Raw genomic sequence first — 26,363 nt, forward strand, 5'->3', positions numbered from 1 at the left:
ACCCAACTCGCCTACACTAAGGTGCGCCAGGGTTGAAGAATCGCTCGCAATATAGGTGAACGAATGATTGCCGGCGTGGCATCCCGGCCGCACTTGGGGGCAGTTGTGAACAACGGCGAAACGGTCTAGGTGCGGTTCAGCAGCGAAAGGACCGTCATGGCCAAGAGCCCACTCATCCAATTCCGCCCTGTTGAATTGCCGAAAACCGGAACGCTGGTCGTGTTCGCCGGGGACAATATGGCCCTTGGCGAAGCGGCGCGACGCGTGGATGGTGCGACGGATGGTCTGATCACCTCGGCCGCGAAGGCGCAGGGCTACAAGGGCAAGCGCTTTGCCACGATGCTGCTGCCGTTGCCGCGCGGCATGGACGTTTCGGCGCTCCTCGTCGTGGGCCTCGGCGATCTCACCAAAATGAAGGAAGCGGACTGGACGCGGCTCGGCGGCGCCGTCATGGGCGCGCTCCCGAACGGCCCGCAGACCGACGTCACCGTCTTCGCGGAGACGGCGGACGGCCCGCTCGGCGCCTATCAGGCGGCCGACCTCGCCCTTGGCCTGACGCTCCGCGCCTATTCGTTCGACCTATATAAGAGCAAGAAGGACGACGACGATTCGGCCGCGCGCACCATCGCGATCGCGCTGCCGGACCCGCACCCGGCAGAGATCCGCTGGAACGCCGTCCAGGCCATCGGCGAGGGCGTCTATCTCGCGCGCGACCTCACCAACGAGCCGCCGAACGTGCTCGGCCCGGTCGAGTTCGCCGACCGCGCCGCGGCGCTCCGTGATCTCGGCGTCGAAGTCACCATCATGGAGCCGGAGGAGCTTGCGCGGCTCGAGATGCGCGCCCTTCTTGGCGTCGCGCAGGGCTCGGTCCGTCCGGCCCGCGTCGCCGTCATGGAGTGGAAGGGCGGCCCCGCCGAGGTGAAGCCCGTCGCCTTCGTCGGCAAGGGCGTCGTCTTCGACACCGGCGGCATCTCCATCAAGCCGGCCGCCGGCATGGAGGACATGAAGGGCGACATGGCCGGCGCCGCCGCCGTCGTCGGCACGATGCACGCGCTCGCCGCGCGCAAGGCCAAGGTCAACGCCATCGGCGTGATCGGCCTCGTCGAGAACATGCCCGACGGCAACGCCCAGCGTCCGGGCGACATCGTCAAGTCGAAGTCCGGCCAGACGATCGAGATCATCAACACCGACGCCGAGGGCCGCCTCGTCCTCGCCGATCTCCTCACCTACACGATCGGCACCTATTCGCCCCGCGTCGTCATCGACCTCGCGACGCTGACGGGCGCGATCATCGTCGCGCTCGGCCACCATCATGCCGGCCTCTACAGCGACGACGACACCGTCGCCGCCCAGCTCTCGGACGCCGGCAAGGCGACGGGCGATCTCGTCTGGCGCATGCCGCTGTCCAAGGATTACGACCAGCTCATCGATTCCAAGGTCGCCGACATGAAGAACACCGGCGGGCGCTGGGGCGGGTCGATCACCGCCGCCCAGTTCCTGCGCCGCTTCGCGTCCGATTCGACCTGGGTCCATCTCGACGTCGCCGGCACCGCCATGGGCTCGCCCTCGACCGAGATCAGCCGCACCTTCGCCTCCGGCTTCGGCGTGCGTCTCCTTGAGCGTTTCGTTGCCGACTTCTATGAGGATGGGGCCGACGCCATACCCCGTGGCCCGGCCGCATAAGGACCACGCGGATGAAGCTTTACACCACGCGGGCAACGCCGTTCGGGAGGACGGTGGAGATCGTCGCGCACGAACTCGGCCTTCACGAGGATCTCGACATCGTGGAGACGATCGTCGCACCGATGAAGGACAACCCGGCCTACCAGCAGATCACGCCGATGCGGAAGATCCCGGCCCTCATCATCGAGGACGGGACGCTGATCGTCGATTCGCCGGTGATCGCCGAGTACCTCGCCGCCCGCGTCGGCGACACGCGCCTCTTCGCGAAGTCCTCGCCGGATCACTGGAAGGTGCTGAGCCGCTACGCGATCGCGCGCGGCATCGCCGAGGCGAGCGTCGCCGCGCGCTACGAGTTCGCGGCCCGGCCGGAGGCGTTCCGCTGGCAGGGGTGGGTGGACGACCAGTTCGACCGCATCACCGCCGCGCTCGGCGTGTTCGAGAAGGATCCGCCCGCGGCGACCGGCGCGATCACGATCGCCGACATCGCGCTCGGCACGGCGCTCGGCTATCTCGACTTCCGCTTCCCCGACTATGGCTGGCGTGACCGCTTTCCCGCGCTCGCGGCCTGGGTCAAGCCGGTCGAGGCGCGTCCGTCTTTCGCAGCGACGCGCCCGCCGATCTGATCGGGAGAGGATGATTCGCGCCGCACGGCCTCGTCCGCCGGTCCTTGCGGCCGCCTGAGCCGAACCCGGAGCGCGCGATGACGGAAGTCCTCTTCTACCACCTGGAGCGGCAGACCCTCGAAGAGGTGCTGCCGACCCTCCTCGAGAAGACGCTGCAGCGCGGCTGGCGTGCCGTGGTGCAAGTGAGCGACGAGGGCGTGCGCGATGCGCTCGACCGTCACCTATGGGTCTATCGCGACGACAGCTTCCTCCCGCACGGCACGAGCGCGGACGGGCAGGGGGAGCGCCAGCCCGTCTGGCTGACGGTCGAGGACGACAACCCCAACCGCGCCGCGGTGCGCTTCTACGCCGACCGCGCAGCGCCGAAGAATGTCGAGGCCTATGAGCGGGTGGTGATCCTGTTCTCGGCCGACGATGCGGCCGCCGTGCAGGAGGCGCGGCGCCAATGGACCCCGCTCAAGAATGCAGGCCACACCTGCACCTATTGGCAGCAATCGGCGACCGGCCGATGGGAGAAGAAGGGCTAGGCCCCGTCATCTCCTGGCGGGTGCGCCGGGTTCTCGCCAGTCGTGCGACGGGCGCCTGACCCTCGCGGCGCGCGGCGGCCTCCCAAGCCCCCCAGGGATCGGACGGTGTTCGCGGCCGCTCAGCGCCAGAGGCGGCGCGGGGCGGCGTGGGCGCGAGCGGCCTGGAGGGGGGCGAGCGCCTCCTCGATGTCGCGCTCGATCGTGACCGGCGGGGTGGCGATTTGGCGGGTCGGGATGCGGGCCTCGGTCTCGTCGAGGTCGGGCGCGGCGGCGCTCGGCGACGTGCGGGCCGACATGCGCGCCGCCCGTTCGCGGGCGCGGGTGTTCGACCGGTCCTCCTCCAGCGCGACGACGCGGCGCATGAGGTGGGTGAGCATCTCCTCAAGGCGCGTCACGTCCCCCTTCGTCGCGAGGACGGACAGCTCCTTCTGGATGAGGGTGAGAAGCTCGCGCTCGCGCGGCGGCTCGGGCGCCTTGCGCGGCGGCTCGCCGGCGCTGCCGCGGGTCTCACTGGCGCTGCCGCGGGGCTCGGGCGCGCTGCTGCGAGGGTCGGGGGCACCGCGGAAGGACGCGGCCTCGGGCCGCCGTGCGCTCTGGGGGGCGTGCGCGGGCGCGGGGTCGGCGCGGAAATTGTCCCGCACATCGTCGAGCCAGGTCGGGCGCGCGGGGGCTGGCGCCGGCTGCGGCTCGGCGTGATGCATCGGGCGGCGGCCGGCATCGACGCCGCGCGGCTCGTGCATCGGCTCCGCGGCATAACGGTGGCGCGGGGCGGGCTGCGGCGCGGGCTCCTCATAGCGCGCCGTGTAGGTCACGGTGCGGGCGGGGCGCTGGCGCGGCGGGTCGACGGGTTCCGGCGCGCGGGCGGGACCCGGCGCGGCATTCTTCAGGCGGAGGCGCTCGATCGAGCGGGCGAGGTCGCGGAAGCCCTCCGCGCTCGCGTCCGCACTGGAGGCGAAGGTCGCCCGCATTGTGCTCGGCCGTTCGGGCTCGCGGGGCGGGGCGGGGCGGCGGGCATAGTCGCGCGCGGTCGGGCGCTCCGACATGTCGGGCTGGCTCCAGGGTGTCGCGACGCGCGGCATCGTCTCGTACGGCTCCCAGGCGTCGGCCTCTCCTGCGACCGGGGTGAGCTCGGCGCTGCGTTGCGACATCGTCCTGAACATCGGCGCCCCCGGTTGGCACAATTGGGGCCGCCGGATCCGAATCAAGCGTCGGATTCCGTGCGGCTCGCGCAATTGGACTGAGGTCGGCCGATCCGCGCAAAGGATTTGCGCAATTTTACACAGTCGCACCGGGCGGCCGTTCGCCCGTCGTGGAAAACGGCGATTTTGTGGCGACGCCGCGCCTGTGGGTTCGACCCGAAGCGGCGAATTTCGTATGGTCCCGCCTTCGCCTGAGTCGCGCGTTGAGGTTCCAGAGTGGCGTTGCGGATGCCGCGCTATAGCCAGACCGTCTGTGGGGTCGACGAGGCCGGCCGCGGCCCGTGGGCCGGACCGGTCGTGGTCGCGGCCGTGATCCTGCCGCGCGACCGGCGGATCGACGGCATCGCCGATTCCAAGGTGCTGACGGCGGAGGTCCGCGCCGAGCTGTTCGATTACATCGTGCGCGAGGCGACCGTCTCCACCGCGATCGTGGGCGCTTCGCGCATCGACACCATGAACATCCGCGCCGCGACCCTCTGGGGCATGGTCCGCGCGGTCGAGACTCTGCCGGACCTTCCGACCGTCGCGCTGATCGACGGGAAAGACATCCCGCCCGGCCTCACCGTGCGCGGCCGCGCCCTCATCAAGGGGGACGGGCGGTCGACGGCGATCGCCGCGGCCTCGATCGTCGCCAAGGTCACCCGCGACCGGTTGATGACGCGCCTTGCCCGCGCCTTCCCCGGCTACGGCTTCGAGCGCCACAAGGGATACGGCACGCCCGAGCACCGCGAGGCGCTGGACGCGCTCGGCCCCTGCTGCCACCACCGTCGCAGCTTCGCCCCGATCCGCGAGGCGTACGAGCGCGTCGCCCCGCCGCCGCTCGCCGCGATGGCGGGGGACTGAGCCTCAGCCGAAGAGGTCGAGCTGCGGGGAGGGGGCGCGCGGGCGGATGAAGCGCTCCGTGTCGAGGCGGACCGAGCCGATATTCAGCCCGTGCCGCTTCGCCGCGAGCGCCATGCGCTCCGCGATCGCCTTCGCGAACGGGCCCTCGCCGCGCTGGCGCAGGCCCCATGTCGCGTCGTAGTCCTTCCCGCCGCGCATCGCCTGCATCACCGACATGACGCGCCGCGCGCGGTCGGGGAAGTGCTTGGCGAGCCAGTCGCGCACGATGTCCTTCACCTCGTGCGGGAGGCGCAGGATCACGAAATTCACGTGCGTCGCCCCCGCCCCGGCCACGGCCTCCACGATCGATTCGATCTCGTGATCGTTGATCGAGGGCACGATGGGCGCGATCAGCGCGCTCACCGGGACGCCCGCCTCGGTCAGCGCCTTAATCGCCGCGAGGCGCTTCTTCGGCGTCGGCGCGCGCGGCTCCATCGTGCGCGCAAGCGTCGGGTTCAGCGTGGTGACGGAGAAGCCGACCTTGGTGAGATTCTCGCCCGCCATCGGCCCCAGAATGTCGAGATCGCGCACCACGAGGTCCGACTTCGTGACGATCCCCACTGGGTGCTTCGTTTCCGACAGCACCTCAAGGATCGACCGTGTGATCCTCAGCTTGCGCTCGATCGGCTGGTAGGGGTCGGTGTTGGTGCCGATCGCAATGGAGCGGCAGCGATAGGAGGGCGCGCCGAGCTCGCGCCGCAGGAGCTCGGCGGCGTCGGGCTTGGCAAAGAGGCGCGTCTCGAAATCGAGGCCCGGCGACAGGCCGAGATAGGCGTGTGTCGGCCGGGCGAAGCAATAGACGCAGCCGTGCTCGCAGCCGCGATAGGCGTTGATCGACCGGTCGAACCCGATATCGGGCGAATTGTTGCGGGTGATGATGGTCTTCGCGCGCTCCTCCGTGACGGTGGTGCGCAGCGGGGCGACCTCGTCCTCGAGGTCCCACCCATCGTCGAAGGCTTCGCGCCGTTCAGCGTCGAAGCGGGGGTGCGGATTGATGTCCGCGCCCCGGCCGGCCTTGCGGCCTTTTGGAACAAAAAGTGTCTCGACCATGCAGCCCGATCCCCGCGACGGGGGGACAATAGCGTGGACCGCGTGGCCGTTCAATCACTCTTTGTTCGCATTATGTACACTTATTTTTCCGTCAGCCGCGGCATGATCTCGACGAAGTTGCAGGGCATGAAGCGGGAGTCGAACTGCTCGACGAGGATGTTGTCCCACGCGTCCTTGCACGCGCCCGGCGAGCCCGGAAGCACGAACACGAAGGTCGTGCCGATGAGGCCCGCGGTGCAGCGCGACTGGATCGTCGAGGTGCCGATCACGGCGCGCGAGACGGCGTGGAAGACGGCGCTGAACCCGTCCATCCGCTTGTCGAACATCGGCTCGATGGTGTCGGGCGTGACGTCGCGGCCGGTGAAGCCGGTGCCGCCGGACGTGATGATCACGTCGATCGCGGGGTCGGCGACCCGTTCCTCGACCGCCGCGCGGATCGCGTCCCGCTCGTCCGGTACGATGGTGCGCGCGAGGATCGCGTGGCCGGCGGCCTTGATTCGGCCCTCCAGCGTGTCGCCGGACTTGTCGGTCTCCGCATCGCGCGTGTCTGACACGATGACGACGGAAAATGTGACCGGGTGGAACGGCAGAGTTTCGTCGATATGCGGCATTCTTGACCTTTCTCACACGCGGCGCGACGCGGATCGCTGACACCCATTGCGCCGACGGCCCCCGGCCGCCTAAAGGCTAAAGGACGGGAGGCCTTCAATGACAGATGAACCGACAGCCGCCGACGCTGCAGCGCTCGCCTACCATAGGCTGGATCCCCCCGGAAAGCTCGAGATCCGCGCGACGAAGCCGCTGTCCACCCAGCGCGACCTTTCGCTCGCCTACTCCCCCGGCGTCGCCGCGCCGAGCCTCGCGATCGCCCGCGACCCGCTGACCGCGCTCGACTACACGAACCGCGGCAACGTGGTCGCCGTGGTGACGAACGGCACCGCCGTCCTCGGCCTCGGCGCGATCGGCCCGCTCGCCGCGAAGCCGGTGATGGAAGGCAAGGCCGTCCTCTTCAAGAAATTCGCGAACATCGACGGCATCGACATCGAGGTCGACGAGACCGACGTCGACCGCTTCGTCGACATCGTCGCCGCGCTGGAGCCCTCCTTCGGCGGCATCAACCTCGAAGATATTCGCGGGCCCGCCTGCTTCGCCATCGAGGAGAAGCTGAAGGCGCGGATGGCGATCCCCGTCTTTCACGACGACCAGCACGGCACGGCGATCATCGTCTCGGCCGCGATCAAGAACGCGCTCCTCATCTCCGGCAAGTCGATCGAGGACGTGAAGATCGTGACGTCGGGGGCGGGGGCGGCGGCGCTCTCGTGCCTCAACCTCCTGATCTCGCAGGGCGCGAAGCCGGAAAACATCATCGCGACCGACATTCATGGCGTCGTCTATGAGGGCCGCGAGATCGAGATGGATCCGTGGAAGGCGCGCCACGCCCGCAAGACCGAGAAGCGCACGCTCGCCGAAGCGATCGTCGGGGCGGACATCTTCCTCGGCCTCTCGGCGGCCGGCGTCCTGAAGCCGGAAATGCTGAAGACGATGGCCGCGCGCCCGCTCGTCCTTGCGCTCGCGAATCCCAACCCGGAGATCATGCCGGAGGTGGTGAACGAGCTTCGTCCCGACGCGCTGATGTGCACCGGGCGCTCGGACTATCCGAACCAGGTCAACAACGTCCTGTGCTTCCCCTTCCTCTTCCGCGGCGCGCTCGATGTCGGCGCGACGGGGATCGACGAGGCGATGAAGATCGCCGCCGCCGAGGCGATCGCGGCGCTCGCGCGCGAGCGGCCGACCGAGGAGGTCGCCCGCGCCTATGGCGGCGCGGCGAAGACGTTCGGCCCGGATTATCTGATCCCCGCGCCCTTCGATCCGCGCCTCATCCTGCGCATCGCTCCGGCGGTGGCGGAGGCAGCGCAGAAGAGCGGCCTCGCCCAGCGCCCGATCGCCGACATGTCCGCCTACAAGGACCGGCTGAACCGCTTCGTCTTCCGCTCCGGCTCCATCATGAAGCCGGTCTTCGACAAGGCGAGCCAGTCGAAGACGCGCGTCGTCTATTGCGAGGGCGAGGACGAGCGCGTCCTGCGCGCCGCCGAGATCGTGCTCGAGGAGGGGATCGGCGTGCCGATCCTCATCGGCCGCCGCCGCGTGGTGGAAGCGCGCGCGCAGCGCGCCGGGCTGAAGCGCGTGCCGGGTGAGATCGAGATCATCGACCCCGAAGACGATCCGCGCTATCGCGACTATGTGGATTCCTACTGGTCGGTCGTCGGCCGCCTCGGTGTGACGCCGGAGGCCGCGCGCACCGTGGTGCGCACGAACACGACCGTCATCGGCGCGCTCGCGGTGATGCGCGGCGAGGCGGACGCGATGATCTGCGGCGTCGAGAGCCCGTTCAGCCAGCACGTGAAGACCGTGCGCGACGTGATTGGCATCCGCGAGGGCGTGACGGAGCTCGCCGCGCTGTCGCTCCTCCTGGAGGATCATGGCCCGCTCTTCCTCCTCGACACGCAGGTCTGCGACGCGCCGACCGCGAGCCAGGTCGCGGAGATGACGCTGCTTGCGGCAGAGCAGGTCGCCGCCTTCGGCATCACGCCCCGCGTCGCGCTCCTGTCGGCCTCGCGCTTCGGCTCGCGCGACATCGCCTCGGCCCGCGTGATGCGCGAGGCGCTCGAGAAGCTCCACGCCGCCGCGCCGGACCTTCAGGTCGATGGCGAGATGAACGGCGAGGATGCGCTCAGCGAAGTCGTGCGCAGCCGCGCGATGCCGAACAGCCCACTGACGGGCTCGGCGAACCTTCTGGTGTTCCCGAACATCGACGCCGCGCACATCGCGATGACCCTCCTCAAGGAGGTCACCAAGGCGCTCCATGTCGGGCCGATCCTGCTCGGAACGCGCCTGCCGGCGCACATCATCACCCAGTCCTCCACCGCCCGCGGCGTCCTCAACATGACGGCGATCGCGGTGGTGGACGCGGAATCGCGCCGCAAGGGGTGAGGGGAGCGGCCGGCGCGGAGCCGGCCGCGAAAGACCCTGCCGCCGGGGTTAGACGACGCCGGCGCGCAGGAGGTCGTGCATGTGGAGGATGCCCACCGGGCGCTTCCCGTCGACGACGAAGAGGGCGGAGATCTTCGCCCCGTTCATCACGTCGAGCGCGGCCGAGGCGACGACGCCCGGCTCGATCGTCTTCGGCGCGCCGCTCATCACGCTCTCCACGGTGAGGGCGAGGAGCCCGTCATGGAGATGGCGGCGCAGGTCACCGTCGGTGATGACGCCGCACAGTCCGCCATTCTCGTCGGTCACGCCGAGGATGCCGAACCCCTTGTTGGTCATCGCGAGGATCGCGTCGCTCATCCGCGTCCCGCGCGGGGCGAGCGGTACCTCCGCCCCCTCGTGCATGAGGTCGCGCACGAACTGGAGGCGCGCGCCGAGGCGCCCGCCCGGATGGAAGACGTGGAAATCGTCGGAGGTGAAGCCGCGACGTTCCAGGAGCGCCACGGCGAGCGCGTCGCCGATGGCGAGCTGCTGGATCGCCGAGGAGGTCGGGGCGAGGCCGAGGGGGCACGCCTCCTTGCTGGCCGGCAGGATCAGCGGCACGTCCGCCGCGCGGCCGAGCGCGGATTTCGCCCGCGAGGTGATCGCGATCACCGCGACGCCGAAGCGCTTGGCGTAGGCGAGGATCGGCGCGAGCTCCTTCGATTCACCCGACCAGGAGAGGGCGAGCACCACGTCCTTCGCGGTGATCATGCCGAGGTCGCCGTGGCTCGCTTCGGCCGGATGGACGAACTGGGCCGGGGTGCCGGTGGAGGCGAGCGTCGCGGAGATCTTCGCGCTGATGTGGCCGGACTTGCCCATGCCGGTGACGATGATGCGGCCCTCGCAGGCGGCCATCCTCTCCACGGCACGCGCGACGTTCCGTCCCAGGGGGCCGTTCAAAGCCTTCTCGAGCGCTCCCAGGGCGACGGTCTCGGCCTGGATCGTACGGATCGCGGACGCGATCGCGTCACGATCCGCGGGGCTCGGCCTCAGCTCAACGACGGACATGCCGAATCTCTCTATCAGTCACTCGACAGTTGCTTAAACTGCGCGCGATTTCATGCAAGGTGAGGACGTCCTTAACAGTTTGTACGTAATACGGCGCTGTCGACGCGTTGCAGTTGGAGTCCCGCATGATGCGCGAATCCCTTTCCAGAATCCTTGACGGCCGTTTGGGCCGCCTTCTCGCCGTCTCGGCGGTCGCCGCGGCCCTCGCCGCCACGGTGTCGCTGCCCGAAGCCCGTGCGGACGCCTTTTCGAACTGCGTTGCCGGCAAATGGGGCGCGGCGAAGCGGATCGGCGTGACCCGTGCGAATTTCGATGCGGCGACACGCAACCTGCGTCCCGATCCGACGACGCTGAAGCTCGTCAACAATCAATCCGAGTTCGTCAAGCCGATTTGGGAATATCTGGACAGCGCCGTGTCCGAAAAGCGCGTGTCCACCGGCCGGCAGAAGTATCGTGAGTACCAGTCGGTGCTCCAGAGCGTCGGCGCGCGCTACAAGGTCGACCCCGAGGTGATCCTCGCGATCTGGGGCATGGAGACGAGCTACGGCTCGTTCATGGGCGAGCACAACGCGGTCCGCGCGGCCGCGACGCTCGCGTGCGCCAGCAAGCGACGTCAGGATTTCTGGACGCAGCAGATGGTCGCGGCGATCAAGATCGCGCAGGACGGGCACGTTCCCCTCGACAAGATGGAATCGTCCTGGGGCGCGGCGATGGGGCACACCCAGTTCATCCCGACGAGCTGGCAGGCCTACGCCGCCGACTTCGACGGGGACGGCAAGCGCGACATCTGGCGCTCGATCCCGGACGCCTTCGCCTCGACCGCGAACTACCTCGCCAAGCACGGCTGGAACTACCAGGAGACGTGGGGCTACGAGGTCGTCGTGCCGCGCAATTTCGACCACGCCCTCGCGGACGGTCGCAAGAAGCGCACCCTCGCCGAGTGGAGCCGCTACGGGATCAACCGCGTCGGCGGGCAGAACTGGCCGCGCCCGAGCGATCAGGCCTATCTCTACTACCCGGCGGGCGCCAACGGCCCGGCCTTCCTGATGTTGCACAATTTCGATGTCATCAAGCGCTACAACAACGCCGACGCCTATGCGCTCGGCGTCGGCCATCTCGCCGACCGGATCGTCGGCGGGGGTGATTTCTCGCAGAACTGGCCGCGCGACGAGCGGCCGCTGTCGCGGGTGCAGGTCCAGGAGATGCAGTCGCTTTTGACGCGGCGCGGCTTCTCCACCGGCGGCGTCGACGGCCAGGTCGGCCCGATGACGCGCGAGGCGATCCGCGCCTACCAGAAATCCTCCGGCACCGTGCCGGACGGCTTCGCCTCGACGAAGCTCCTGAACGAGCTGCAGCGGCGCTGACCGCGCTCAGACGAGCGGGACGCTCTCAGCGTCCCGCTCGGCGGCGACCGCCGCCGCGAAGGCCGTCGCCGCCGCAAGGGTGAGCCCGTCCGCCGGCGTCTCGACCCGGCGCGGAAGATGGCGGCGATGGAAGCCGCGCACCAGGATCGGAAAGCGGTCCGCCTCCTCCTCCACGAGATAGCCGCCGTCCGCAAGCGCGCGCTTCAGCGCGGCCTCGTCATAGGCGAGCGGCGCGGCCGGCTCGGGCACGTGGATCGCGTGCCCCTCGGCGGCGAGGCGCGCCCAGGGGAAGCGCTCGCCGGGATCGATCTTGCGGGCGGGCGCGATGTCGGAATGGGCGACGATGTTGCGCTTCGGGATCGCCCAGCGCGTGCGGATCCCGCCGAGGAGGGCGAAGAGGGCGGCGAGCTGCGCCTCGGGGAATTCGGGCGCGTCGGGCTGGTGGCCGGGGCTGTCGAGCTCGATCCCGATCGAGCGGCTGTTGATGTCGCGCGTCCCGTCCCAGCCGCTGATCCCGGCGTGCCAGGCGCGCCGGTCCTCGTCGACCATCTGGACGAGGTCGCCGTCCATCCCGATCAGGTAGTGGCAGGAGACCTTGGAGACGGGGTTGCACAGCCAGTCCACCGCCGCCTTCGCGCTCACCATCTCGGTGTAGTGGATCACGACGATGTCGGGCGCGATGCCGCCCGCGCGCTCGTTGGTGTTGGGCGAGGGGACGGTGATCATGAGGGCCGCCTCGTGCGCATGATCGCCTCATAGGCGGTGTTGATGGCGGCGAGCCGGTCGGTCGCGACGCGCACGAAATCCTCCGGCACGCCACGGGCGATGAGGCGGTCCGGGTGATGCTCGCTGACGAGCGCGCGGTAGCGCTGGCGCACGGCCGAATAGTCCGCGTCGCGCGGCAGGCCGAGGACGGCGTAAGGGTCGCCCTCCGGCTCCAGATGGGCGGCCTTCACGCGGTTGAAGCGGACCTTGTCGAGCCCGAAGATCGCGGCGACCCGCTCCAGGAAGTCGAGCTCGGCCTCGTGGATCACCCCGTCGGCGGCGGCGATGGTGAAGAGGATGTCGAGAATGTCCTCCTTCAGCGCGTCGTCGGTCGGGAAGAGGCGGGCGATCTTGTGGGCGTAGGCCTCGAAGCCGGCGACGTCACGCTGGGCGAGGTCGAAGAGGCGGCGGATCGAGCGGCGCGCATCGTCCGGCACGTCGAACCGGCGCCAGAAGACGGCCGCCTCCGACATGGTGACGACGCCGTCCGCCTTCGCCATCTTCGCCGCGAGCGCGACGACGGCCATGGAGAAGGCCGCCTGGCGCGACTGCTCGCTCGACCCCGACGCGCCGCGGATGCGGTCGAACGCGTCCGCCCCGAACGCGCCGACGGACTGGACGGCCTGCGAGAGCTGATCCCAGATCGCCATCCTCAGTTGCGCCTTTTGAGGAGCCGCCTGACATTGCGCGGCCCGCCGGCCGGCTGCGCCTCGTCGGCGGCCTCATCTCGCGCGAGGTCGAGCCGCCGCATCGCGGCCGCCGCATTGTCCGCGGCAGTCTCGTCCGGCGGCGTCTCGCTCTGAGGGGGCTCGCTCTGTGCCGGGGCGCCCGGCGGCGGCGTCTGGCTCGACGGGGTGACGACGAGCGGGGGCGGCGGGGTGAAGGCGGGCTCGGCATCCTTGCCGCGGCGCAGGCTCAGCCGCCGCTGGCGGATCTTGGCGCGCAGGTTCGCCTTCGCCTTGCGGCCGCCGGGCTCGGCCTCGCCCGTGTCCTCGGCCGCGGCCTCGACCACCAGCGGCGGCGCCTCCGCCACCTTGCCGATGGTGAAGGGAGTCGCCGGGCCGGTGGGAGCGGGGCGCTTCTCCGGTGCAAGGCGGGGCTCGGCGCGTGTCACGAACGCGTCGAAGGCGGCGAAGAAGAGGTTGCGCAGCTCGTCCCGCTCCAGCAGCGCCTGATGCCGTGCGCCCGGCAGCATCACGAGCCCGCCGCCCGGCGTCGCGCGCGCGAAGCGGTCGATCGCCGGGGTCGAGACCACCGTGTCGTGTCCGCTCGCGACGAAGAGGGTCGGGATCGGCAGCGGGTCGCCCTTCGTACGCTCGAAGCGCTGCATCGCGCCGAGCGCGGCGCGGAGCCAGCCGACGGTGGGGGCGCCGACCATCAGCTCGGGGTTCTCGTCGGCGACCTTCACGAGGCGGGCATAGCGGGCCGCGTCGCTCGTCAGGCGGTTGTGGGCGAAGGGGGTCGTGCCGCCATTCTTGCTGACGGGCATCCGGCCGAAGCCGATCAGGGTGCCGATCGTGGAGGCGGCGGAGATGAGGCCGGGCGAGGCGGGCAGGCGCACCACCTCCAGCATCGGCGCGGCGAGCACGATCCGGTCGACCTCGCTCGCAAGGTGCGGCGCGGCGAGCATCGTCGCGAGCCCGCCCATCGAGTGGGCGAGGATGGTGAAGGGCTTCGGGAGACCGACCGCCCCCGCGTGGCGCACGACGGCGACGATATCGTCCCGATACTGGCTGAAGCGGGCGACGTGCCCCCCGGCCTTCGACCGTCTTTCCGAGCCGCCCTGGCCACGGAAATCGAAGGCGATGACGGCGAAGCCGCGCCCCCTCAGATCGTCGATGGTTTCGCGATAGACTTCGATGAATTCGCCGCGCCCCTGAACGAGGATGATCGTTCCGCGACCTTTGACGGTCTCGGGCCAATACGCGACGCGCAGGTTCGCTTTCGCATGCAACATGCCGATGGTGCCGCCGAGATCGGTGGACCCCCAAGTCGCTGTCGCCACGTTCGCTCCACGGGTTAGGACCCTTGAAAGGCACGAGGACCGTGCCCAGATCTCGAAAGCGGTCGCCGGTGTCGGGGCCGCACATCAAGCAGGATCGCTGGCCATTTGGCAGCCATCCACAAACCGTTGCTTCTCACGGAGGACGACTATGCGTCAATTCGATCTCACCCCCCTCTATCGTTCCACCGTCGGCTTCGATCGGCTGTTTTCGCTGCTCGACAACTCTACGGCGGTCAATCAGACCCAGAGCTACCCACCCTACAACATCGAGCGTACGGCCGAAGACGAATACCGCATCACGATGGCGGTCGCCGGCTTTACCGAAGATGAACTCACCGTCGAGGTGAAGGAGGGTTCGCTTACGGTCACCGGCCAGAAGGCCGATGCGGATCAATCCAACGAGAACATGCTCTATCGCGGGATCGCCGCGCGCGCGTTCGAGCGCCGCTTCCAGCTCGCCGACCACGTCCACGTCACGGGCGCGTCGCTGGAGCACGGCCTGCTGCATGTCTCGCTGAAGCGTGAGGTTCCGGAGGCCAAGAAGCCCCGCACCATCGCGATCCAGCACGGCAACCAGCCGAAGACCATCGAGGCCGCGTAACACCGGCTCGCCGGCCGGCCTCGCGCCGGCCGCAGGGTCTCAAGGGGGCGCTCCGCTTGTGCGGGGCGCCTTTTTTCATGCCCGCGTGACGGGCCTCAGGCGGCGAGCGCCTGCTTGAGGGCGGCGATGTCGCCGTCCGAGGTGCGGAAGCTCGCGACGAAGCGGTAGAGCGACCAGTCGGGCGAGCGCGGGCCGGGCATCGTGCGCGACAGGCTCTCCCATTGCCCGGCCTTGATGCCGAGATCGGCGAGGCGGGCGGCGAGTTCAGGCGAGAGATAGGCAAAGACTTCATTTGCCTGCGGTGGGTAGAGGATCTGCCCCTTGCCGCTCTCCGACAGCGCGTCCGCCACCGCGCGGGCCATGCGGTTGGCGTGGCGCGAGAGGGTGAGGGCGTGCTCGTCCTTCACCATCGCCCCGACCTGCGCCGCGACGAAGCGGTTCTTCGAGAAGAGCTGGCCGAGCTGCTTGTGGCGGTAGGCGACGTCGCGCTTCATCAGGGGCTCGAAGAAGACGACGGCCTCGGCGCACCAGGCCCCGGCCTTGGTGAAGCCGAGCGAGATGACGTCGACGCCCGAGCGCCAGGTCAGCTCCGCCGGGGAGACGCCCAGAAAGGCGAGCGCGTTCGAGAAGCGCGCCCCGTCCATGTGGACCGGCACGCCGCGTTCCTTGGCGATCTCGGCGAGCGTCGCCACCTCGCGCGGAGTGTAGCACTGGCCGATCTCGTTGGCGTTGGTAAGGCTGACGAGCGCGGGCTGGCCGTGATGGACGTTGCCCTCCTGGTAGGCGGCGAGGCGGGCGCGCAGCGCCTCGGGGGCGATCTGCCCGCGCGGGCCGTCGAGGAGGTCGAGCATGAGGCCGGGCGCGGCGAGCCCCGGCGCGCCCGCCTCGTCGCGCGCGAGGTGGGCGTCGACATGGCAGAAGACGACGCCGCCGGGGCGCGAATAGCTCGCGACGGCGAGGCTGTTCGCGGCGCTCCCCGTCGAGACGAAGAAGACCGCGATCTCCTTCTCGAAATAGGCCGCGAGGGCCTCTGTGGCCTTCGCGGTGGTGACGTCCGCCCCGTAGCTCGGGGCGAGGCCGTTGTTGGCTGCGGCCAGCGCCTCCATGACCTTGTCGGAGGCGCCGGCCCAGTTGTCGGAGGCGAAGCTCATCGACGAAGCCGGCGGAGGCGACGCGTTCCGTAGAAATAGTCGAGCGAGATCGGGCCCGGACCATTCAGCATGAGGACGAGGAGGAGATAGGCCCAAAGCGCGCGCGCGTCGGCGATCGGCGAGTTCGTCTCGCCGTTGAACCAGGCGCCGATCGTCTCGCTGGCGACATGGTGGCCGGTGATGTCGACATAGGTCATCACGCCGAGGAAGATCAGCATCCCGAGCGAGGCGAGGCGCGTGAAGAGGCCCACCACGATCAGGATCGGCAGGATGATCTCGGCATAGGTGCCGGCATAGACCGTCACCTGGTCGATCAGGGGGAGCTGCGTCGGGTCGTAGCCGACCGCCTCCATCTTCTCCGGCAGGATCTGCACGTAGGCGGCGGGGCTCAGCTCGAAGAGGCCGCGCAGGCCCGAACCGAGCTTGGTGAGCGCGCTTTCGAGGAAATAGACCAAGAGGATGCCGGCGAAGACCAGGCGTCCCAGCGTTCCGAGGAGCCACGTCCCGAAGAGCCGGTTGACGAGGCGGAACACCCCCGTGTGCATCCGCAGAATCATCAGCATGAGGTTTGCCTCTTTATATTTCTCTGTGTGCGTCGTGCGCGATCGGAGCGCCCTCGGCTAGGGCGTTTGTGCAACACTCGTCGCGGCGAACGCCCCGATCGACAGGAGAGAGGCGAGCGCGGCCGAGAGGTCCACATTGTCGACCGTGGCGGCCTCGCCGAGCGGCCGTCCGGCGAGGAGGCGGGCGGCGAATTCGGCCTCCGATTCGCCGAGCGGCGTGACCATCACGGCGAGCGCCGGCCGCGTCACGAGCGCGGCGGCGGCCTCCACCGGATGGAGCGGCGGCGACTGGTTCGCGAGCCACGCCGCGACGCCGCCGTCCGGGAGCATCAGCAGGCGGGCGGCGGGGTGCGGCACGAAGACGAGGGCGGCGAGCGCCTCGGGCGCGACGGCCGCGAGCGCGGCGGGGTCGAGCGGCGGCGCGTCGGCCGCGTGGTAGGCCGCGACGCGTGCCGCCTCGATCCGCGCGGCCTCCACCACGAAGGGATAGGGGGCGAGGCCGGGGAGGGTCGCGAGGAAGTCCGGAAAGGCCTCGCCATAGCGGAAGAGGAGCGGGGAGGACGGGCGGTTCTGCGCCGCATAGTCGGCCGCGGCGGCGTCGAAGAAGGCCTCGCCCATCAGGCGGCGCGTCGCCTTGAAGGTCGAGGCGAGCGCTTCGCAGAGCGAGGCGAGCACGGTGTTGCGATAGACGCCGAAGCGGTCGCTCGCGTCGCGCCCGCGCCCGTCATGGAGGCCCGCGACGGGGGTGCGCTCGCCGAGGGCGGCGGCGAACTCGCCCTCGCGCGCGACGTCGCGCGGCGTCTCAGGCGGCATGGGCGTGGAGGGCCTCTGCCATCACCCGGTCCGCCGTCCGCGCCTCTTCGACGAGGCGGGCGAATTCGGGCACATCGCTGTCCCATTCGACGAGGGTCGGGACCGGCCGCCCGATCCGCGCGATCACGGAGCGATAGAGCGACCAGACGGGGGCGGCGACCGGCCGGTCGTGCGTGTCGATGAGAAGGGGCTCGCCCCGCGCGTCCGCCTCTTCGAGGTGTCCCGCGAGATGGATCTCGCCGACGGCCTCGACCGGGAAGGCGGCGACGTAGGCCTCGGCGGAGAGGCCGAGATTGGTCGCCGACACGAAGACGTTGTTCACGTCGAGGATCAGCCCGCAGCCGGTCCGCGCGGCGATCGCGCGGATGAAGTCCGCCTCGTCCATCGTCGAGGCGTCGAAGGCGGCGTAGCGGGACGGGTTTTCGAGGAGGATCGTGCGGCCGAGCGCGCTCTGCACCGCGTCGATATGGTCGGCGACGCGGGCGAGTGTCGCCGCGGTGTAGGGGAGCGGCAGGAGGTCGTTGAAATAGGCGCCCTCGTGCGTCGACCAGGCGAGATGCTCGGAGACGAGGCCCGGCTCGTAGCGTGCCGCGACGGCGGCGAGGCGGGCAAGGTGCGCCTTGTCGAGCGGAGCTTCGGCGCCGATCGACAGGCCGACGCCGTGGAGCGAGACGGGCACGTGCTCGCGCACGGCCGACAGCGCGTGATGGGGCGGCCCGCCATCGCCCATGTAGTTCTCGGCGTGGATCTCGACGAAGCCCACGCTCTCCGGCGCGTCGAGGAGTGCGTCCGCATGGGGCAGCTTGAAGCTGACGCCTGCCCGGCAGGGGATCGTCGCCTCGCAGCGTCCCATGCGATGCGCCCCGGATCAGGCCGTCGGCTTCGGGACCGGCTTGAGATCCGCTGTGTCGGCGCCGGCCGGCAGGTCACGGTCGAGCCCCTCGAACCCCTCCGCCTTCAGCGAGGCTGCGGTGGCGCCGACGCGCCCGCCGGGCAGCTTGATCTCCGTGCAGGTGCCCGCCGGGACGAGCTTCCAGGCATTGCCCTGATAGTTGATCGTGGAGGTCGCGGCGCAGGTGGTGCCGGGGCCGGCGGCGCAATCATTCTCGCCGGCGAGCGCCACGCCGAAGCACTTCTCGTTTTCGGCGGCCTTCACGTTCGTCGCGGCCATCGAGGTGGCGGCGGCGACGGCGCCCGCGAGGGCGGCAAGGGCGATGGCTTTGCTCATCGTTCGGCTCCGGTTTGTCCTGTTCCAGGCAGCCTAGAGACTATCCTGCGGCGATGTCACGCGACAATGAACAGCACGCGAGCACGGCGTGACCGCGGATTGATCAGCCGCCCACGACCTTGCGCAGGCTCTCGATGAAAAGCTCGGCCGCCGGGGTGCGCTCCACGCCCGCGCGCGTCGTGAGGCCGACCGCGCCGGAAGTGTTGCGCGTGTCGATCGCGAGGGTGCGGAACTCGCCCGACTCGATCTCCGGCAGCACCACGCCGCGCGAGATGATCCAGATCGCCATGTAGCGGCGCACGAAGGCGCGGCCGAACGAATCGGAAACCGTCTCCACCCGGCGCGGCGGCTCGGAAAGACCGTGCTCCACGAAGAGGCGATCGACCATCGGCCGGATGATCGAGTTCTTCGGCGGGATGAGGACGACATAGTCGGCGAGCCCCTGGGAGAGGCTCGCACCCTGGGCCGCCAGCGGATGGGCGTGGTGGACGACGAACTCCACGCGGTCGCGCGTCAGCGGCTCGAAGGCGAGGCCGTCCATGTCCTCGGGGGCGGGGAGGCGGCCGACGACGAGGTCGAGCCCGCCGCGCCGCAGCCGGTCGAGGAGGAGGTCCTGGTCGCCGCTCGCGATGCGCAGCCGGTTCGCGGGCCCGAGGCGCAGGAAGAGGGCGACCGCGTCCGGCACCAGCGTCGTCGCGACCGTCGGCAGCGCGCCGATGCGCACCGGCGGCCCGTCCCCCGTGCCGATATCGGCGAGCGCGGAGAGCCCGCCCCGCAGCGCCGCGAGGCTCGCCCCGCCGTGGCGCAGGAAGATCTCGCCGGAGGCGGTGAGGCGGATGCCGCGCCCGTCCCGTTCCACGAGGGACGTGCCGCAGATGGCCTCGAGCTCGCGCATCGTGCGCGTGACGGCGGGCTGGCTGAGATTGAGCGCCTCCGCCGCCCGGCTGACGCTGCGATGGCGCGCGACCTCGACCAGGACTTCCAGGTGGCGCAGGCGGATCCGGCTGATCGCATTCATATCAGAATTGATATCGTTTCGAGCGAAATCGTCATTTCTCATGTTCGCCCGGTCGTGGCAACGTCCGCCTCCGGGGAGGAATGACAATGCCGTTTGTGACGCTCGATGGCGTGGTCGTGCACTACGAGGCGCGGCCCGCCGCGGCGGGAGCGCCGACCATCCTGTTCTCGAATTCGCTCGGGACGGACTTTCGGATCTGGGATCCGATCGTCGCGCGCCTGCCCGATTCGTTCGGCCTCGTGCGCTATGACAAGCGCGGCCACGGCCTCACCGACCTTGCGAAGGCCGACACGCTCGACGCCCATGTCGGCGACGCGGTCGGCCTCCTCGACCATCTCGGCCTCGGCAAGGTCGTGGTCTGCGGCCTCTCGGTCGGCGGGCTGATCGCGCAGGGCTTCGCCGCCGCGCATCCGGACCGGCTCGCCGCGCTCATCCTGTGCTGCACCGGCGCCAAGGTCGGCGCCCCGGCGGACTGGAACGCGCGCATCAAGGCGGTGGAGGAGGGCGGCATCGTCTCGCTCGCGGGGCCCATCATGGAGCGCTGGTTCTCCCCCGCCTTCCATCGCGCCGAGCCCGCGATCCTCGCCGGGATGACCAACATGCTGGTGCGCCAGCCCGACGATGGTTACGCCGCCGTCTGCCGGATGCTGCGCGACACGGATTTGCGCGAGGCGGCGGGCCGCGTTTCGGTGCCGACCCTCGCCATTGCCGGCAGCGAGGACAAGGCGACCCCGCCAGACCTCGTGCGCGGCACCGCCGACCTCATCCCCGGCGCGCGCTTCCGCCTCATCGAGGGGGCGGGGCACATTCCCTGCGTCGAGGCCCCGGACGCGCTCGCCGGCCACCTTCTGGAATTCCTCAAGGACAACGGGTTCTGCGATGTCTGACGCGTCCGATCCCTTCGCCGCCGGCATGGCGGTGCGCCGCGAGGTGCTCGGCGGCGCGCACGTCGACCGCGCCGAGGCGTCGAAGACCCCGTTCGACACCAACTTCCAGCGCTTCATCACCGAAACCGCGTGGGGCAAGGTCTGGGCGCGGGACGATCTCAGCCGGCGCGAGCGCTCGATGATCACGCTCGCGATCCTCGCGACGCTCGGCCAGTGGGAGGAGTTCGCGATGCACGTCCGCGCCGCGCGCAACACCGGCACGAGTGCGGACGACATCGCCGGCCTCCTGATGCACGTCGCCGTCTATGCGGGCGTGCCGGCGGGCAACCACGCGTTCAAGATCGCCAAGGCCGCGATCGCGGAGGCCGACCGGGCCGCCGCGGCCGGGACCAACGGCGAAGGAGGAATGACATCATGAGAAACTACCCCTCCGATGCGCGACCCTTCCGGCCGCGCGACCTCGACCTCCATCCGCCGGCCTACCATCCGGGCTACAAGACGAGCGTCCTGCGCTCACCGCGGCAGGCGCTGCTCTCCTTCTCCAACACGCCGACCGAGATCACCGGGCCCGTCTTCGGCCACGACATGATCGGCCCGCTCGACCACGACCTCACGCGCAACTACGCGCAGGACGGCGGCAGCGCGATCGGCGAGCGGATCATCGTCTACGGCAAGCTGATGGACGATGAGGGGCGGCCCGTCCCCGGTGCGTTGATCGAGATCTGGCAGACCAATGCGGGCGGCCGCTATCGCCATGTGCGCGACACCTATGTTGCCCCGCTCGACCCCAATTTCGGCGGCTGCGGGCGCACGTTGACGGACGACGAGGGCTATTACAGCTTCCTCACCATCCGCCCCGGCGCCTATCCCTGGCCGAACCGGGCGAACGACTGGCGGCCGGCCCACATCCACTATTCGGTGTTCGGCCACGGCTTCGCCCAGCGCCTCATCACGCAGATGTATTTCGAGGGCGACCCTTCGATTCCGCTCTGCCCGATCGTCGGCACGGTGCCCGATCCCGTCGGCATCGACATGATGACCGCCAAGCTCGACATGGACGCGACCATCCCCTTCGATGCGCGCGCGTGGCGTTTTGATATCGTTCTGCGCGGCCGTCGCTCGACGCCGTTCGAAAACCGGCCGGAGGGGAACTGATGGCGCGCCTGCGTGAGACGCCGTCCCAGACGGCGGGACCCTATGTCCATATCGGCATGGTGCCGACCTTCGCCGGCGTGCTCGGAGTCTTCCCCGGCGATCTCGGCGACGGGCCGCTCTATCGCGACGGGGTGAAGGGGGAGCGCATCACCGTGAAGGGCCGCGTCATCGACGGGGCGGGCGCGCCGCTGCGCGATGCCTGCGTCGAGCTCTGGCAGGCCGATGCGGACGGGCTCTACAACGCCCCGTCCGAACGCCGGGGCCGCGCCGACCCGAACTTCATCGGCTGGGGCCGCGCGGCGGCAGGCGGCGATGAGGGAATCTTCACGTTCGAGACGATCAAGCCCGGCAAGGTCCCGTTCGGGGATGGGCGGATCCAGGCGCCGCATCTGGCGCTCTGGATCATCGCGCGCGGCATCAATATCGGCCTCCACACCCGCATGTATTTCCCCGAGGAGACGGAGGCGAACGCCGCCGACCCGGTGCTGAACCGCATCGAGCATGGCTGGCGGCGCGAGACTCTGATCGCCAAGCGGCAGGATGGCGTCTACCAATTCGACATCCACCTCCAGGGCGACGGGGAGACCGTCTTCCTGGACATCTGAGGAGCGAGCCTTGGCCGCCGATCTCTTCGAGGACGCGCTGTTCGGAGCGCTTGTCGGTGATCCGGCGGTCGCCTCCGTCTTCGCAACCGAGCGCACCATCGCGCGCTACAACGCGGTCGAAATGGCGCTGACCCGCGCGCTCGCCGCCGAGGACGCGATCAGCGCGGACGCCGCGGCCGCGATCTCGGCAACGCTCGAGACCTTCTCGCCCGACATCGCGACCCTTCGCGCCGCGACGGTGGAGGACGGGCTGCCGATCCCGGCCTATGTCCGCGCGCTACGCGAGGCGGTGGGGCCGCCCTTCGCCGAGTTCGTTCATCTCGGGGCGACGAGCCAGGACATCATCGACACCGCGCTGGTCCTCGCGCTGCGCGACGTCAACGACATCCTCGCCGGGCGGCTCGGCCGGGTGATCGACGCGCTCGACCGGCTCGGCGGGCGCTACGGGGCGAACCCGATGATGGCGCGCACCCGGATGCAGGTCGCGCTCCCCATCACCGTCGGCGACCGGATCAAGGCCTGGCGCGCCCCGCTCGCGCGCCACCTCACTCACCTCAACGGGATGGGCGAGCGGCTTGATGTCATCCAGCTCGGCGGGCCGGTCGGCACGCGGGCGGGGTGGAACGGGCGCGGCGACCGGATCGCGGGCCACATGGCGACCGCGCTCGGCCTCACCGATCCGGGTGCGGCCTGGCACACGGCGCGCGACGGGCTCGGCGAATATGCGGGGTGGCTCTCCAACGTCTCGGCGAGCCTCGGCAAGATCGGCGGCGACCTCTGCCTCATGGCCCAGCAGGGGATCGAGACCGTCGCCTTCGCCGGCGGCGGCTCCTCCTCGGCGATGCCCCACAAGCAGAATCCGGTGCGGGCGGAGCTTCTCGTCACCCTCGCCCGCTACCAGGCGGCCCAGCTCGGCGGCTTCGCGCAGGGGCTGATCCACGAGCAGGAGCGCTCCGGCGCGGCGTGGGCGCTCGAATGGCTGATCCTGCCGCAGATGTGCGTCGCCACCGGGGCGAGCCTTCTGACCACCCAATCCCTCGTCGGCACCGTCACCCGAATGGGCGCCCAGCCGGCGAGCCCGGATCGCGGCGCCACCGACGCCGAACAGGCGCTCGCGCATCGACCCTGAGAGAAGGAAACCAATCACACATTCTCTCACAATAACAAACTCCGGGAACCACCCGGCACAAAGGTCCCCAAGGGACCGCCATCAAGGGAGCGAACGATGAGACGACACACGACAATCCTGGCGAGCCTGGCCGCGCTCGCCGCCTCGACGCTGCTGACCGGCATGGCTCAGGCGCAGGAAGTGACGCTGACGCTGCATCACCTCCTCAGCCCGAAATCGAACGCGCACGCGAACATGCTGGAGCCGTGGGCGAAGAAGATCGAAGAGGCCTCCAACGGGCGCATCAAGATCGAGATCTATCCCTCGATGAGCCTCGGCGGCACGCCCCCGCAGCTCGTGCGCCAGGCGGCGGACGGCGTCGTCGACATCGTCTGGACCGTCAACGGCTACACGCCCGGCCTCTTCCCGCGCTCGGAGGTGTTCGAGCTGCCGACCGTCTTCACCGGCGACACGGCCGCGACCAACCTCGCCATGCGCGAGATGTTCGACGAGTATCTGGCGGCCGACTACAAGGGCCTCCACGTCCTGTGGAACCACGTCCATTCCGGCAACGCGCTCCACACGGCCGACAAGAAAGTCCATTCCCCCGCCGACACCAAGGGCCTGAAGCTGCGCGTGCCGGGCGCGACGGCGAACACGGTGGTGGAAGCGATGGGCGCGACGCCGGTGACGATGCCGGTGCCGGACCTGCCCCAGTCGCTCGCGACGGGCGTCGTCGACGGCGCGCTGATCCCCTACGAGATCATTCCGCCGCTCCAGCTCCAGGACGTGACGAAATATCAGATCGAGGGCCCGGACAATGAGCGCTTCGGCGGCACGGTCTTCCAGGTGTCGATGAACCAGGACCGGTGGGATTCGCTGCCCGACGATCTGAAGCAGGTCTTCATCGACAACACCGGCGACGACTGGCTCGTCGAGGTCGGCCGCGTCTGGGACGCGGAGGACGAGCGGGCGATCAAGATGGCGGTCGAATCCGGCAACGAGCGCATCATCCTCACCCCCGAGGAGATGGCGGCCTTCAACGAGGTCCTCGCCCCGACGGTGGATCTGTGGATCGAGGCGCACCCCGATATCGACGCGCGCGCGCTCGTCGACAAGGCGCGTGAGACGATCGCCAAGCACGCGAACGGCAAGTCTTGACCATCCGGACCGACGATGGCGGGGGCGTGGACCCCCGCACTGGTCTTGCGAACGGCCCGCTCGCGCGTCTGGCGCGGGCGGCGGCGCGCCTCATCACGTTCTGGGCGATCCTCGGCGGGCTCGGCGCCTGCGCGCTCGCCCTGATGACGGCGGCGAGCGCGGTCTCCAACCTTCTCTTCGCCAAGCCCTTCGCCGCCGATCACGAGCTGATCAAGCACGTCATCGCGGTCGTCATCTTCATGTTCCTGCCCTACTGCCAGATCGCCGGGGCGAACGTGACGGTCGACATCTTCACCGAGCGCATGGGGGAGCGGGCGAAGTCGGTGATGGCGGTGTTCGCCTCGCTCTTCGCGCTCATCTTCTCGGCGGTGCTGCTGCGGCAGATGTATTTCGGCTATCTGAGCTACCGGAACTATGTCGAGGTGACGCCGGTGCTGAAGCTGCCGCTGTGGACGGCCTTCCCGCCGATCCTCGCCTCGCTGGCGCTCCTCTTCATCGCGGCGCTCATCACCGCCGGGGAGGGGGTGCGCAAGCTGACCGGCCGGGCGCCGATCCTGCCGCACCCGCGCGCCCTGTCGGAGGAGCCGGCATGATCGACGGGTTCGTGCTGGGGATCGGCGGGCTACTCGTCCTCCTCGCCCTCATCGCGGTGCGCGTGCCGATCGCCTACACGATGATCCTCGTGGGTGCGGCCGGCATCATGATCCAGACGCGGCCGATGATCCTGTTCAACCAGCTCAAGGATCTCGCCTACGCACAATTCTCGAACTACGACCTCTCGGTCCTGCCGATGTTCATCCTGATGGGCGGGCTCGCGGCGCGCACCGGCCTCTCGCGCGATCTCTTTCGTGCGGCGAACGCCTGGCTCGGGCGGCTGCGCGGCGGGGTGGCGATGGCCGCGCTCGTCGGCTGCGCGGGCTTCGGCGCGCTCTGCGGCTCCTCCACAGCCACCGCCTCGACGATGGGGCAGGTCGCGCTCCCGGAGCTGAAGCGCTACCGCTTCGCCGATTCGCTCGCGACCGGGACGATCGCCGCCGGCGGCACGCTGGGCATCCTCATCCCGCCCTCGGTCGTCCTCATCGTCTATGCGATCACGGTGGAGGCGAACATCGTGACGATGTTCGCGGCGGCCCTCATTCCGGGCATCCTCGCCCTCATCCTCTTCATGGTCACGGTCGCGGTCTATGTCCGCCTCGTGCCGGGATCGGGGCCGGAGGGGACGGCGGTCTCACGCGAGGAGCTGGTCTCGGCCTCGGTCGGCGTGATCCCCGTCTTCATCATCTTCGCCATCGTGATCGGCGGCATCTATGCCGGGATCTACAACCCGACGCCGGCGGCCGCGATCGGCGTCGTGCTCGTCGCGCTCTACGGGATCGTGCGGGCGAAGCTCGGCTGGCGCGCCTTCGTGGACGCGCTCCTAGACACGGCGCGCTTCACCGGGATGATTTACCTGATCCTCTTCGGGGCGGAGCTTCTTAAGATATTCATGGCGCGCGCGGGCGTCCCGCAGGCGGCGGCGACCTTCCTGCAGACGAGCGGGCTCGGACCCTACGAGATCCTGACGCTCGTCATCATCGCCTTCCTGATCCTCGGCTGCCTGATGGACTCGCTGTCGATGGTCATCCTCGCGATCCCGTTCTTCTGGCCGGTCATCTCGGGGCTCGATTTCGGCCTCGGCCCGAACGAACTGAAGATCTGGTTCGGCATCATCATCCTCGTCGTCGTGGAGCTGGGCCTCATCACGCCACCCGTCGGGCTCAACGTCTTCATCATCAACAGTCTCGCGAAGGACGTGCCGATGCGGCAGACGTTTAAGGGCGTGATGCCGTTCTTCGCCTCGGAGATCGTGCGCGTCGTGCTCCTCGTCGCCTTCCCGACGATCTCGCTCCTTCTGCCGCGTCTACTCGCCGGCTGATCAGAACGCCGGAACAACCATG

28 protein-coding genes are annotated in these 26,363 nt (G+C 69.6%); 15 read left to right on the forward strand and 13 right to left on the reverse strand.

The genetic code is table 11. From position 1 onward, the window contains the following. Positions 1–156 precede the first annotated feature (156 nt). From DBV35_RS09040 to DBV35_RS09050, 3 genes are all read left to right on the forward strand, one after another. On the forward strand, positions 157–1,683 hold the full coding sequence (locus DBV35_RS09040) for a leucyl aminopeptidase (RefSeq protein WP_108659824.1): 1,527 nt from the start codon (positions 157–159) through the stop codon (positions 1,681–1,683). Positions 1,684–1,694: 11 nt separating this feature from the next. After that, on the forward strand, positions 1,695–2,306 hold the full coding sequence (locus DBV35_RS09045; RefSeq protein WP_108659825.1) for a glutathione S-transferase family protein: 612 nt from the start codon (positions 1,695–1,697) through the stop codon (positions 2,304–2,306). Positions 2,307–2,383: 77 nt separating this feature from the next. Further along, on the forward strand, positions 2,384–2,833 hold the full coding sequence (locus DBV35_RS09050) for a DNA polymerase III subunit chi (RefSeq protein WP_108659826.1): 450 nt from the start codon (positions 2,384–2,386) through the stop codon (positions 2,831–2,833). A gap of 119 nt (positions 2,834–2,952) precedes the next feature. On the opposite strand, the gene DBV35_RS09055 is transcribed toward DBV35_RS09050, so the two are convergent. Beyond that, positions 2,953–3,981, reverse strand: coding sequence for a hypothetical protein (locus DBV35_RS09055; RefSeq protein WP_108659827.1), 1,029 nt, complete (start codon positions 3,979–3,981; stop codon positions 2,953–2,955). A gap of 279 nt (positions 3,982–4,260) precedes the next feature. On the opposite strand from DBV35_RS09055, the gene DBV35_RS09060 reads away from it, so the two are divergent. After that, positions 4,261–4,875 carry a ribonuclease HII gene (locus DBV35_RS09060; RefSeq protein WP_108659828.1) on the forward strand — a complete coding sequence of 205 codons (615 nt, stop codon included), beginning with the start codon at positions 4,261–4,263 and terminating at the stop codon, positions 4,873–4,875. A gap of 3 nt (positions 4,876–4,878) precedes the next feature. On the opposite strand, the gene DBV35_RS09065 is transcribed toward DBV35_RS09060, so the two are convergent. Together DBV35_RS09065 and moaB are read right to left on the reverse strand one after the other, a co-directional pair. Next, the gene (locus DBV35_RS09065) at positions 4,879–5,964 is read right to left on the reverse strand and encodes a PA0069 family radical SAM protein (protein WP_108659829.1); all 1,086 of its coding nucleotides are present in this window, start codon (positions 5,962–5,964) and stop codon (positions 4,879–4,881) included. Between the two features lie 80 nt (positions 5,965–6,044). After that, complete coding sequence (gene moaB / locus DBV35_RS09070) at positions 6,045–6,575, reverse strand: molybdenum cofactor biosynthesis protein B (protein ID WP_108659830.1); 531 nt, start codon at positions 6,573–6,575, stop codon at positions 6,045–6,047. Between the two features lie 97 nt (positions 6,576–6,672). Here moaB and DBV35_RS09075 point away from each other — a divergent pair, with 97 nt between their 5' ends. Further along, positions 6,673–8,955 carry an NADP-dependent malic enzyme gene (locus DBV35_RS09075; protein ID WP_108659831.1) on the forward strand — a complete coding sequence of 761 codons (2,283 nt, stop codon included), beginning with the start codon at positions 6,673–6,675 and terminating at the stop codon, positions 8,953–8,955. Positions 8,956–9,003: 48 nt separating this feature from the next. Here DBV35_RS09075 and DBV35_RS09080 read toward each other — a convergent pair whose 3' ends face one another. Further along, on the reverse strand, positions 9,004–10,002 hold the full coding sequence (locus tag DBV35_RS09080; RefSeq protein ID WP_108659832.1) for a KpsF/GutQ family sugar-phosphate isomerase: 999 nt from the start codon (positions 10,000–10,002) through the stop codon (positions 9,004–9,006). 164 nt (positions 10,003–10,166) lie between these two features. Here DBV35_RS09080 and DBV35_RS09085 point away from each other — a divergent pair, with 164 nt between their 5' ends. After that, a complete protein-coding gene (locus DBV35_RS09085; protein ID WP_245943882.1) occupies positions 10,167–11,366 on the forward strand; it encodes a lytic murein transglycosylase in 1,200 nt (399 codons plus the stop codon). A gap of 6 nt (positions 11,367–11,372) precedes the next feature. Here the strand turns inward: DBV35_RS09085 and DBV35_RS09090 are convergent, their stop codons facing one another. Genes DBV35_RS09090 through DBV35_RS09100 form a run of 3 tightly spaced genes read right to left on the reverse strand, consistent with a single transcriptional unit; the run spans position 11,373 to position 14,136 of the window. Then, the gene (locus DBV35_RS09090) at positions 11,373–12,092 is read right to left on the reverse strand and encodes an N-acetylmuramoyl-L-alanine amidase (RefSeq protein WP_108659834.1); all 720 of its coding nucleotides are present in this window, start codon (positions 12,090–12,092) and stop codon (positions 11,373–11,375) included. Continuing rightward, the gene (locus DBV35_RS09095) at positions 12,089–12,781 is read right to left on the reverse strand and encodes a J domain-containing protein (RefSeq protein ID WP_108659835.1); all 693 of its coding nucleotides are present in this window, start codon (positions 12,779–12,781) and stop codon (positions 12,089–12,091) included. The genes DBV35_RS09090 and DBV35_RS09095 overlap by 4 nt, the downstream gene beginning before the upstream one ends. A gap of 2 nt (positions 12,782–12,783) precedes the next feature. Continuing rightward, positions 12,784–14,136, reverse strand: a complete 1,353-nt coding sequence (locus DBV35_RS09100; protein ID WP_108659836.1) for an alpha/beta fold hydrolase — start codon at positions 14,134–14,136, stop codon at positions 12,784–12,786. Between the two features lie 148 nt (positions 14,137–14,284). Here DBV35_RS09100 and DBV35_RS09105 point away from each other — a divergent pair, with 148 nt between their 5' ends. Then, the gene (locus DBV35_RS09105; protein WP_108659837.1) at positions 14,285–14,737 is read left to right on the forward strand and encodes an Hsp20 family protein; all 453 of its coding nucleotides are present in this window, start codon (positions 14,285–14,287) and stop codon (positions 14,735–14,737) included. Positions 14,738–14,832: 95 nt separating this feature from the next. On the opposite strand, the gene DBV35_RS09110 is transcribed toward DBV35_RS09105, so the two are convergent. From DBV35_RS09110 to pcaQ, 6 genes are all read right to left on the reverse strand, one after another. Next, positions 14,833–15,888 (reverse strand): threonine aldolase family protein, encoded by a 1,056-nt coding sequence (locus tag DBV35_RS09110; RefSeq protein WP_108659838.1) that lies wholly within the window; start codon positions 15,886–15,888, stop codon positions 14,833–14,835. Next, complete coding sequence (locus tag DBV35_RS09115; RefSeq protein ID WP_108659839.1) at positions 15,885–16,451, reverse strand: DoxX family protein; 567 nt, start codon at positions 16,449–16,451, stop codon at positions 15,885–15,887. Before DBV35_RS09115 ends, DBV35_RS09110 begins: the two co-directional genes overlap by 4 nt. A gap of 57 nt (positions 16,452–16,508) precedes the next feature. Continuing rightward, on the reverse strand, positions 16,509–17,264 hold the full coding sequence (locus DBV35_RS09120; protein ID WP_108659840.1) for an HvfC/BufC N-terminal domain-containing protein: 756 nt from the start codon (positions 17,262–17,264) through the stop codon (positions 16,509–16,511). Next, positions 17,254–18,117 (reverse strand): MNIO family bufferin maturase, encoded by an 864-nt coding sequence (gene bufB / locus DBV35_RS09125; protein ID WP_108659841.1) that lies wholly within the window; start codon positions 18,115–18,117, stop codon positions 17,254–17,256. Before bufB ends, DBV35_RS09120 begins: the two co-directional genes overlap by 11 nt. Before the next feature lie 15 nt (positions 18,118–18,132). Beyond that, positions 18,133–18,492, reverse strand: a complete 360-nt coding sequence (locus DBV35_RS09130) for a BufA1 family periplasmic bufferin-type metallophore (protein WP_108659842.1) — start codon at positions 18,490–18,492, stop codon at positions 18,133–18,135. Positions 18,493–18,595: 103 nt separating this feature from the next. Continuing rightward, entirely contained in the window at positions 18,596–19,510 is a 915-nt protein-coding gene (pcaQ, locus tag DBV35_RS09135; protein ID WP_108659843.1) for a pca operon transcription factor PcaQ, read from the reverse strand. A gap of 86 nt (positions 19,511–19,596) precedes the next feature. Here pcaQ and pcaD point away from each other — a divergent pair, with 86 nt between their 5' ends. The 8 genes from pcaD (at position 19,597) to DBV35_RS09175 (ending at position 26,341) form a co-directional block, all read left to right on the forward strand. Then, positions 19,597–20,397 (forward strand): 3-oxoadipate enol-lactonase, encoded by an 801-nt coding sequence (gene pcaD / locus DBV35_RS09140; protein ID WP_108659844.1) that lies wholly within the window; start codon positions 19,597–19,599, stop codon positions 20,395–20,397. Next, positions 20,390–20,815, forward strand: coding sequence for a 4-carboxymuconolactone decarboxylase (gene pcaC / locus DBV35_RS09145; RefSeq protein WP_108659845.1), 426 nt, complete (start codon positions 20,390–20,392; stop codon positions 20,813–20,815). Before pcaD ends, pcaC begins: the two co-directional genes overlap by 8 nt. Then, a complete protein-coding gene (gene pcaH, locus DBV35_RS09150; RefSeq protein ID WP_108659846.1) occupies positions 20,812–21,552 on the forward strand; it encodes a protocatechuate 3,4-dioxygenase subunit beta in 741 nt (246 codons plus the stop codon). Before pcaC ends, pcaH begins: the two co-directional genes overlap by 4 nt. Beyond that, on the forward strand, positions 21,552–22,157 hold the full coding sequence (pcaG, locus tag DBV35_RS09155; protein WP_108659847.1) for a protocatechuate 3,4-dioxygenase subunit alpha: 606 nt from the start codon (positions 21,552–21,554) through the stop codon (positions 22,155–22,157). Before pcaH ends, pcaG begins: the two co-directional genes overlap by 1 nt. A 10-nt stretch (positions 22,158–22,167) precedes the next feature. Then, the gene (locus DBV35_RS09160) at positions 22,168–23,286 is read left to right on the forward strand and encodes a 3-carboxy-cis,cis-muconate cycloisomerase (protein WP_108659848.1); all 1,119 of its coding nucleotides are present in this window, start codon (positions 22,168–22,170) and stop codon (positions 23,284–23,286) included. Between the two features lie 96 nt (positions 23,287–23,382). After that, positions 23,383–24,426, forward strand: a complete 1,044-nt coding sequence (locus tag DBV35_RS09165) for a TRAP transporter substrate-binding protein (RefSeq protein WP_108659849.1) — start codon at positions 23,383–23,385, stop codon at positions 24,424–24,426. A 26-nt stretch (positions 24,427–24,452) separates the two neighbouring features. Continuing rightward, entirely contained in the window at positions 24,453–25,019 is a 567-nt protein-coding gene (locus DBV35_RS09170; protein WP_245943883.1) for a TRAP transporter small permease, read from the forward strand. Further along, positions 25,016–26,341, forward strand: coding sequence for a TRAP transporter large permease (locus DBV35_RS09175; protein WP_108659850.1), 1,326 nt, complete (start codon positions 25,016–25,018; stop codon positions 26,339–26,341). The genes DBV35_RS09170 and DBV35_RS09175 overlap by 4 nt, the downstream gene beginning before the upstream one ends. Positions 26,342–26,363: the final 22 nt, after the last annotated feature.

The sequence above is a fragment of the Acuticoccus kandeliae genome (assembly GCF_003073115.1).

Excerpts from the sequence above, each read along its gene's own strand:
- DBV35_RS09080 (WP_108659832.1), bottom strand. The coding sequence starts at position 10,002 with ATGTCCGTCGTTGAGCTGAGGCCGAGCCCCGCGGATCGTGACGCGATC.
- DBV35_RS09090 (WP_108659834.1), bottom strand. The coding sequence starts at position 12,092 with ATGATCACCGTCCCCTCGCCCAACACCAACGAGCGCGCGGGCGGCATC.
- DBV35_RS09075 (WP_108659831.1), top strand. The coding sequence starts at position 6,673 with ATGACAGATGAACCGACAGCCGCCGACGCTGCAGCGCTCGCCTACCAT.
- pcaD (WP_108659844.1), top strand. The coding sequence starts at position 19,597 with ATGCCGTTTGTGACGCTCGATGGCGTGGTCGTGCACTACGAGGCGCGG.
- DBV35_RS09040 (WP_108659824.1), top strand. The coding sequence starts at position 157 with ATGGCCAAGAGCCCACTCATCCAATTCCGCCCTGTTGAATTGCCGAAA.
- pcaQ (WP_108659843.1), bottom strand. The coding sequence starts at position 19,510 with ATGAATGCGATCAGCCGGATCCGCCTGCGCCACCTGGAAGTCCTGGTC.
- DBV35_RS09115 (WP_108659839.1), bottom strand. The coding sequence starts at position 16,451 with ATGCTGATGATTCTGCGGATGCACACGGGGGTGTTCCGCCTCGTCAAC.
- pcaC (WP_108659845.1), top strand. The coding sequence starts at position 20,390 with ATGTCTGACGCGTCCGATCCCTTCGCCGCCGGCATGGCGGTGCGCCGC.
- DBV35_RS09055 (WP_108659827.1), bottom strand. The coding sequence starts at position 3,981 with ATGTCGCAACGCAGCGCCGAGCTCACCCCGGTCGCAGGAGAGGCCGAC.
- DBV35_RS09050 (WP_108659826.1), top strand. The coding sequence starts at position 2,384 with ATGACGGAAGTCCTCTTCTACCACCTGGAGCGGCAGACCCTCGAAGAG.
- DBV35_RS09065 (WP_108659829.1), bottom strand. The coding sequence starts at position 5,964 with ATGGTCGAGACACTTTTTGTTCCAAAAGGCCGCAAGGCCGGCCGGGGC.
- pcaH (WP_108659846.1), top strand. The coding sequence starts at position 20,812 with ATGAGAAACTACCCCTCCGATGCGCGACCCTTCCGGCCGCGCGACCTC.
- DBV35_RS09165 (WP_108659849.1), top strand. The coding sequence starts at position 23,383 with ATGAGACGACACACGACAATCCTGGCGAGCCTGGCCGCGCTCGCCGCC.
- DBV35_RS09060 (WP_108659828.1), top strand. The coding sequence starts at position 4,261 with ATGCCGCGCTATAGCCAGACCGTCTGTGGGGTCGACGAGGCCGGCCGC.
- DBV35_RS09130 (WP_108659842.1), bottom strand. The coding sequence starts at position 18,492 with ATGAGCAAAGCCATCGCCCTTGCCGCCCTCGCGGGCGCCGTCGCCGCC.
- moaB (WP_108659830.1), bottom strand. The coding sequence starts at position 6,575 with ATGCCGCATATCGACGAAACTCTGCCGTTCCACCCGGTCACATTTTCC.
- DBV35_RS09045 (WP_108659825.1), top strand. The coding sequence starts at position 1,695 with ATGAAGCTTTACACCACGCGGGCAACGCCGTTCGGGAGGACGGTGGAG.
- DBV35_RS09175 (WP_108659850.1), top strand. The coding sequence starts at position 25,016 with ATGATCGACGGGTTCGTGCTGGGGATCGGCGGGCTACTCGTCCTCCTC.
- DBV35_RS09095 (WP_108659835.1), bottom strand. The coding sequence starts at position 12,781 with ATGGCGATCTGGGATCAGCTCTCGCAGGCCGTCCAGTCCGTCGGCGCG.
- DBV35_RS09105 (WP_108659837.1), top strand. The coding sequence starts at position 14,285 with ATGCGTCAATTCGATCTCACCCCCCTCTATCGTTCCACCGTCGGCTTC.
- bufB (WP_108659841.1), bottom strand. The coding sequence starts at position 18,117 with ATGGGACGCTGCGAGGCGACGATCCCCTGCCGGGCAGGCGTCAGCTTC.
- pcaG (WP_108659847.1), top strand. The coding sequence starts at position 21,552 with ATGGCGCGCCTGCGTGAGACGCCGTCCCAGACGGCGGGACCCTATGTC.
- DBV35_RS09110 (WP_108659838.1), bottom strand. The coding sequence starts at position 15,888 with ATGAGCTTCGCCTCCGACAACTGGGCCGGCGCCTCCGACAAGGTCATG.
- DBV35_RS09120 (WP_108659840.1), bottom strand. The coding sequence starts at position 17,264 with ATGCCGCCTGAGACGCCGCGCGACGTCGCGCGCGAGGGCGAGTTCGCC.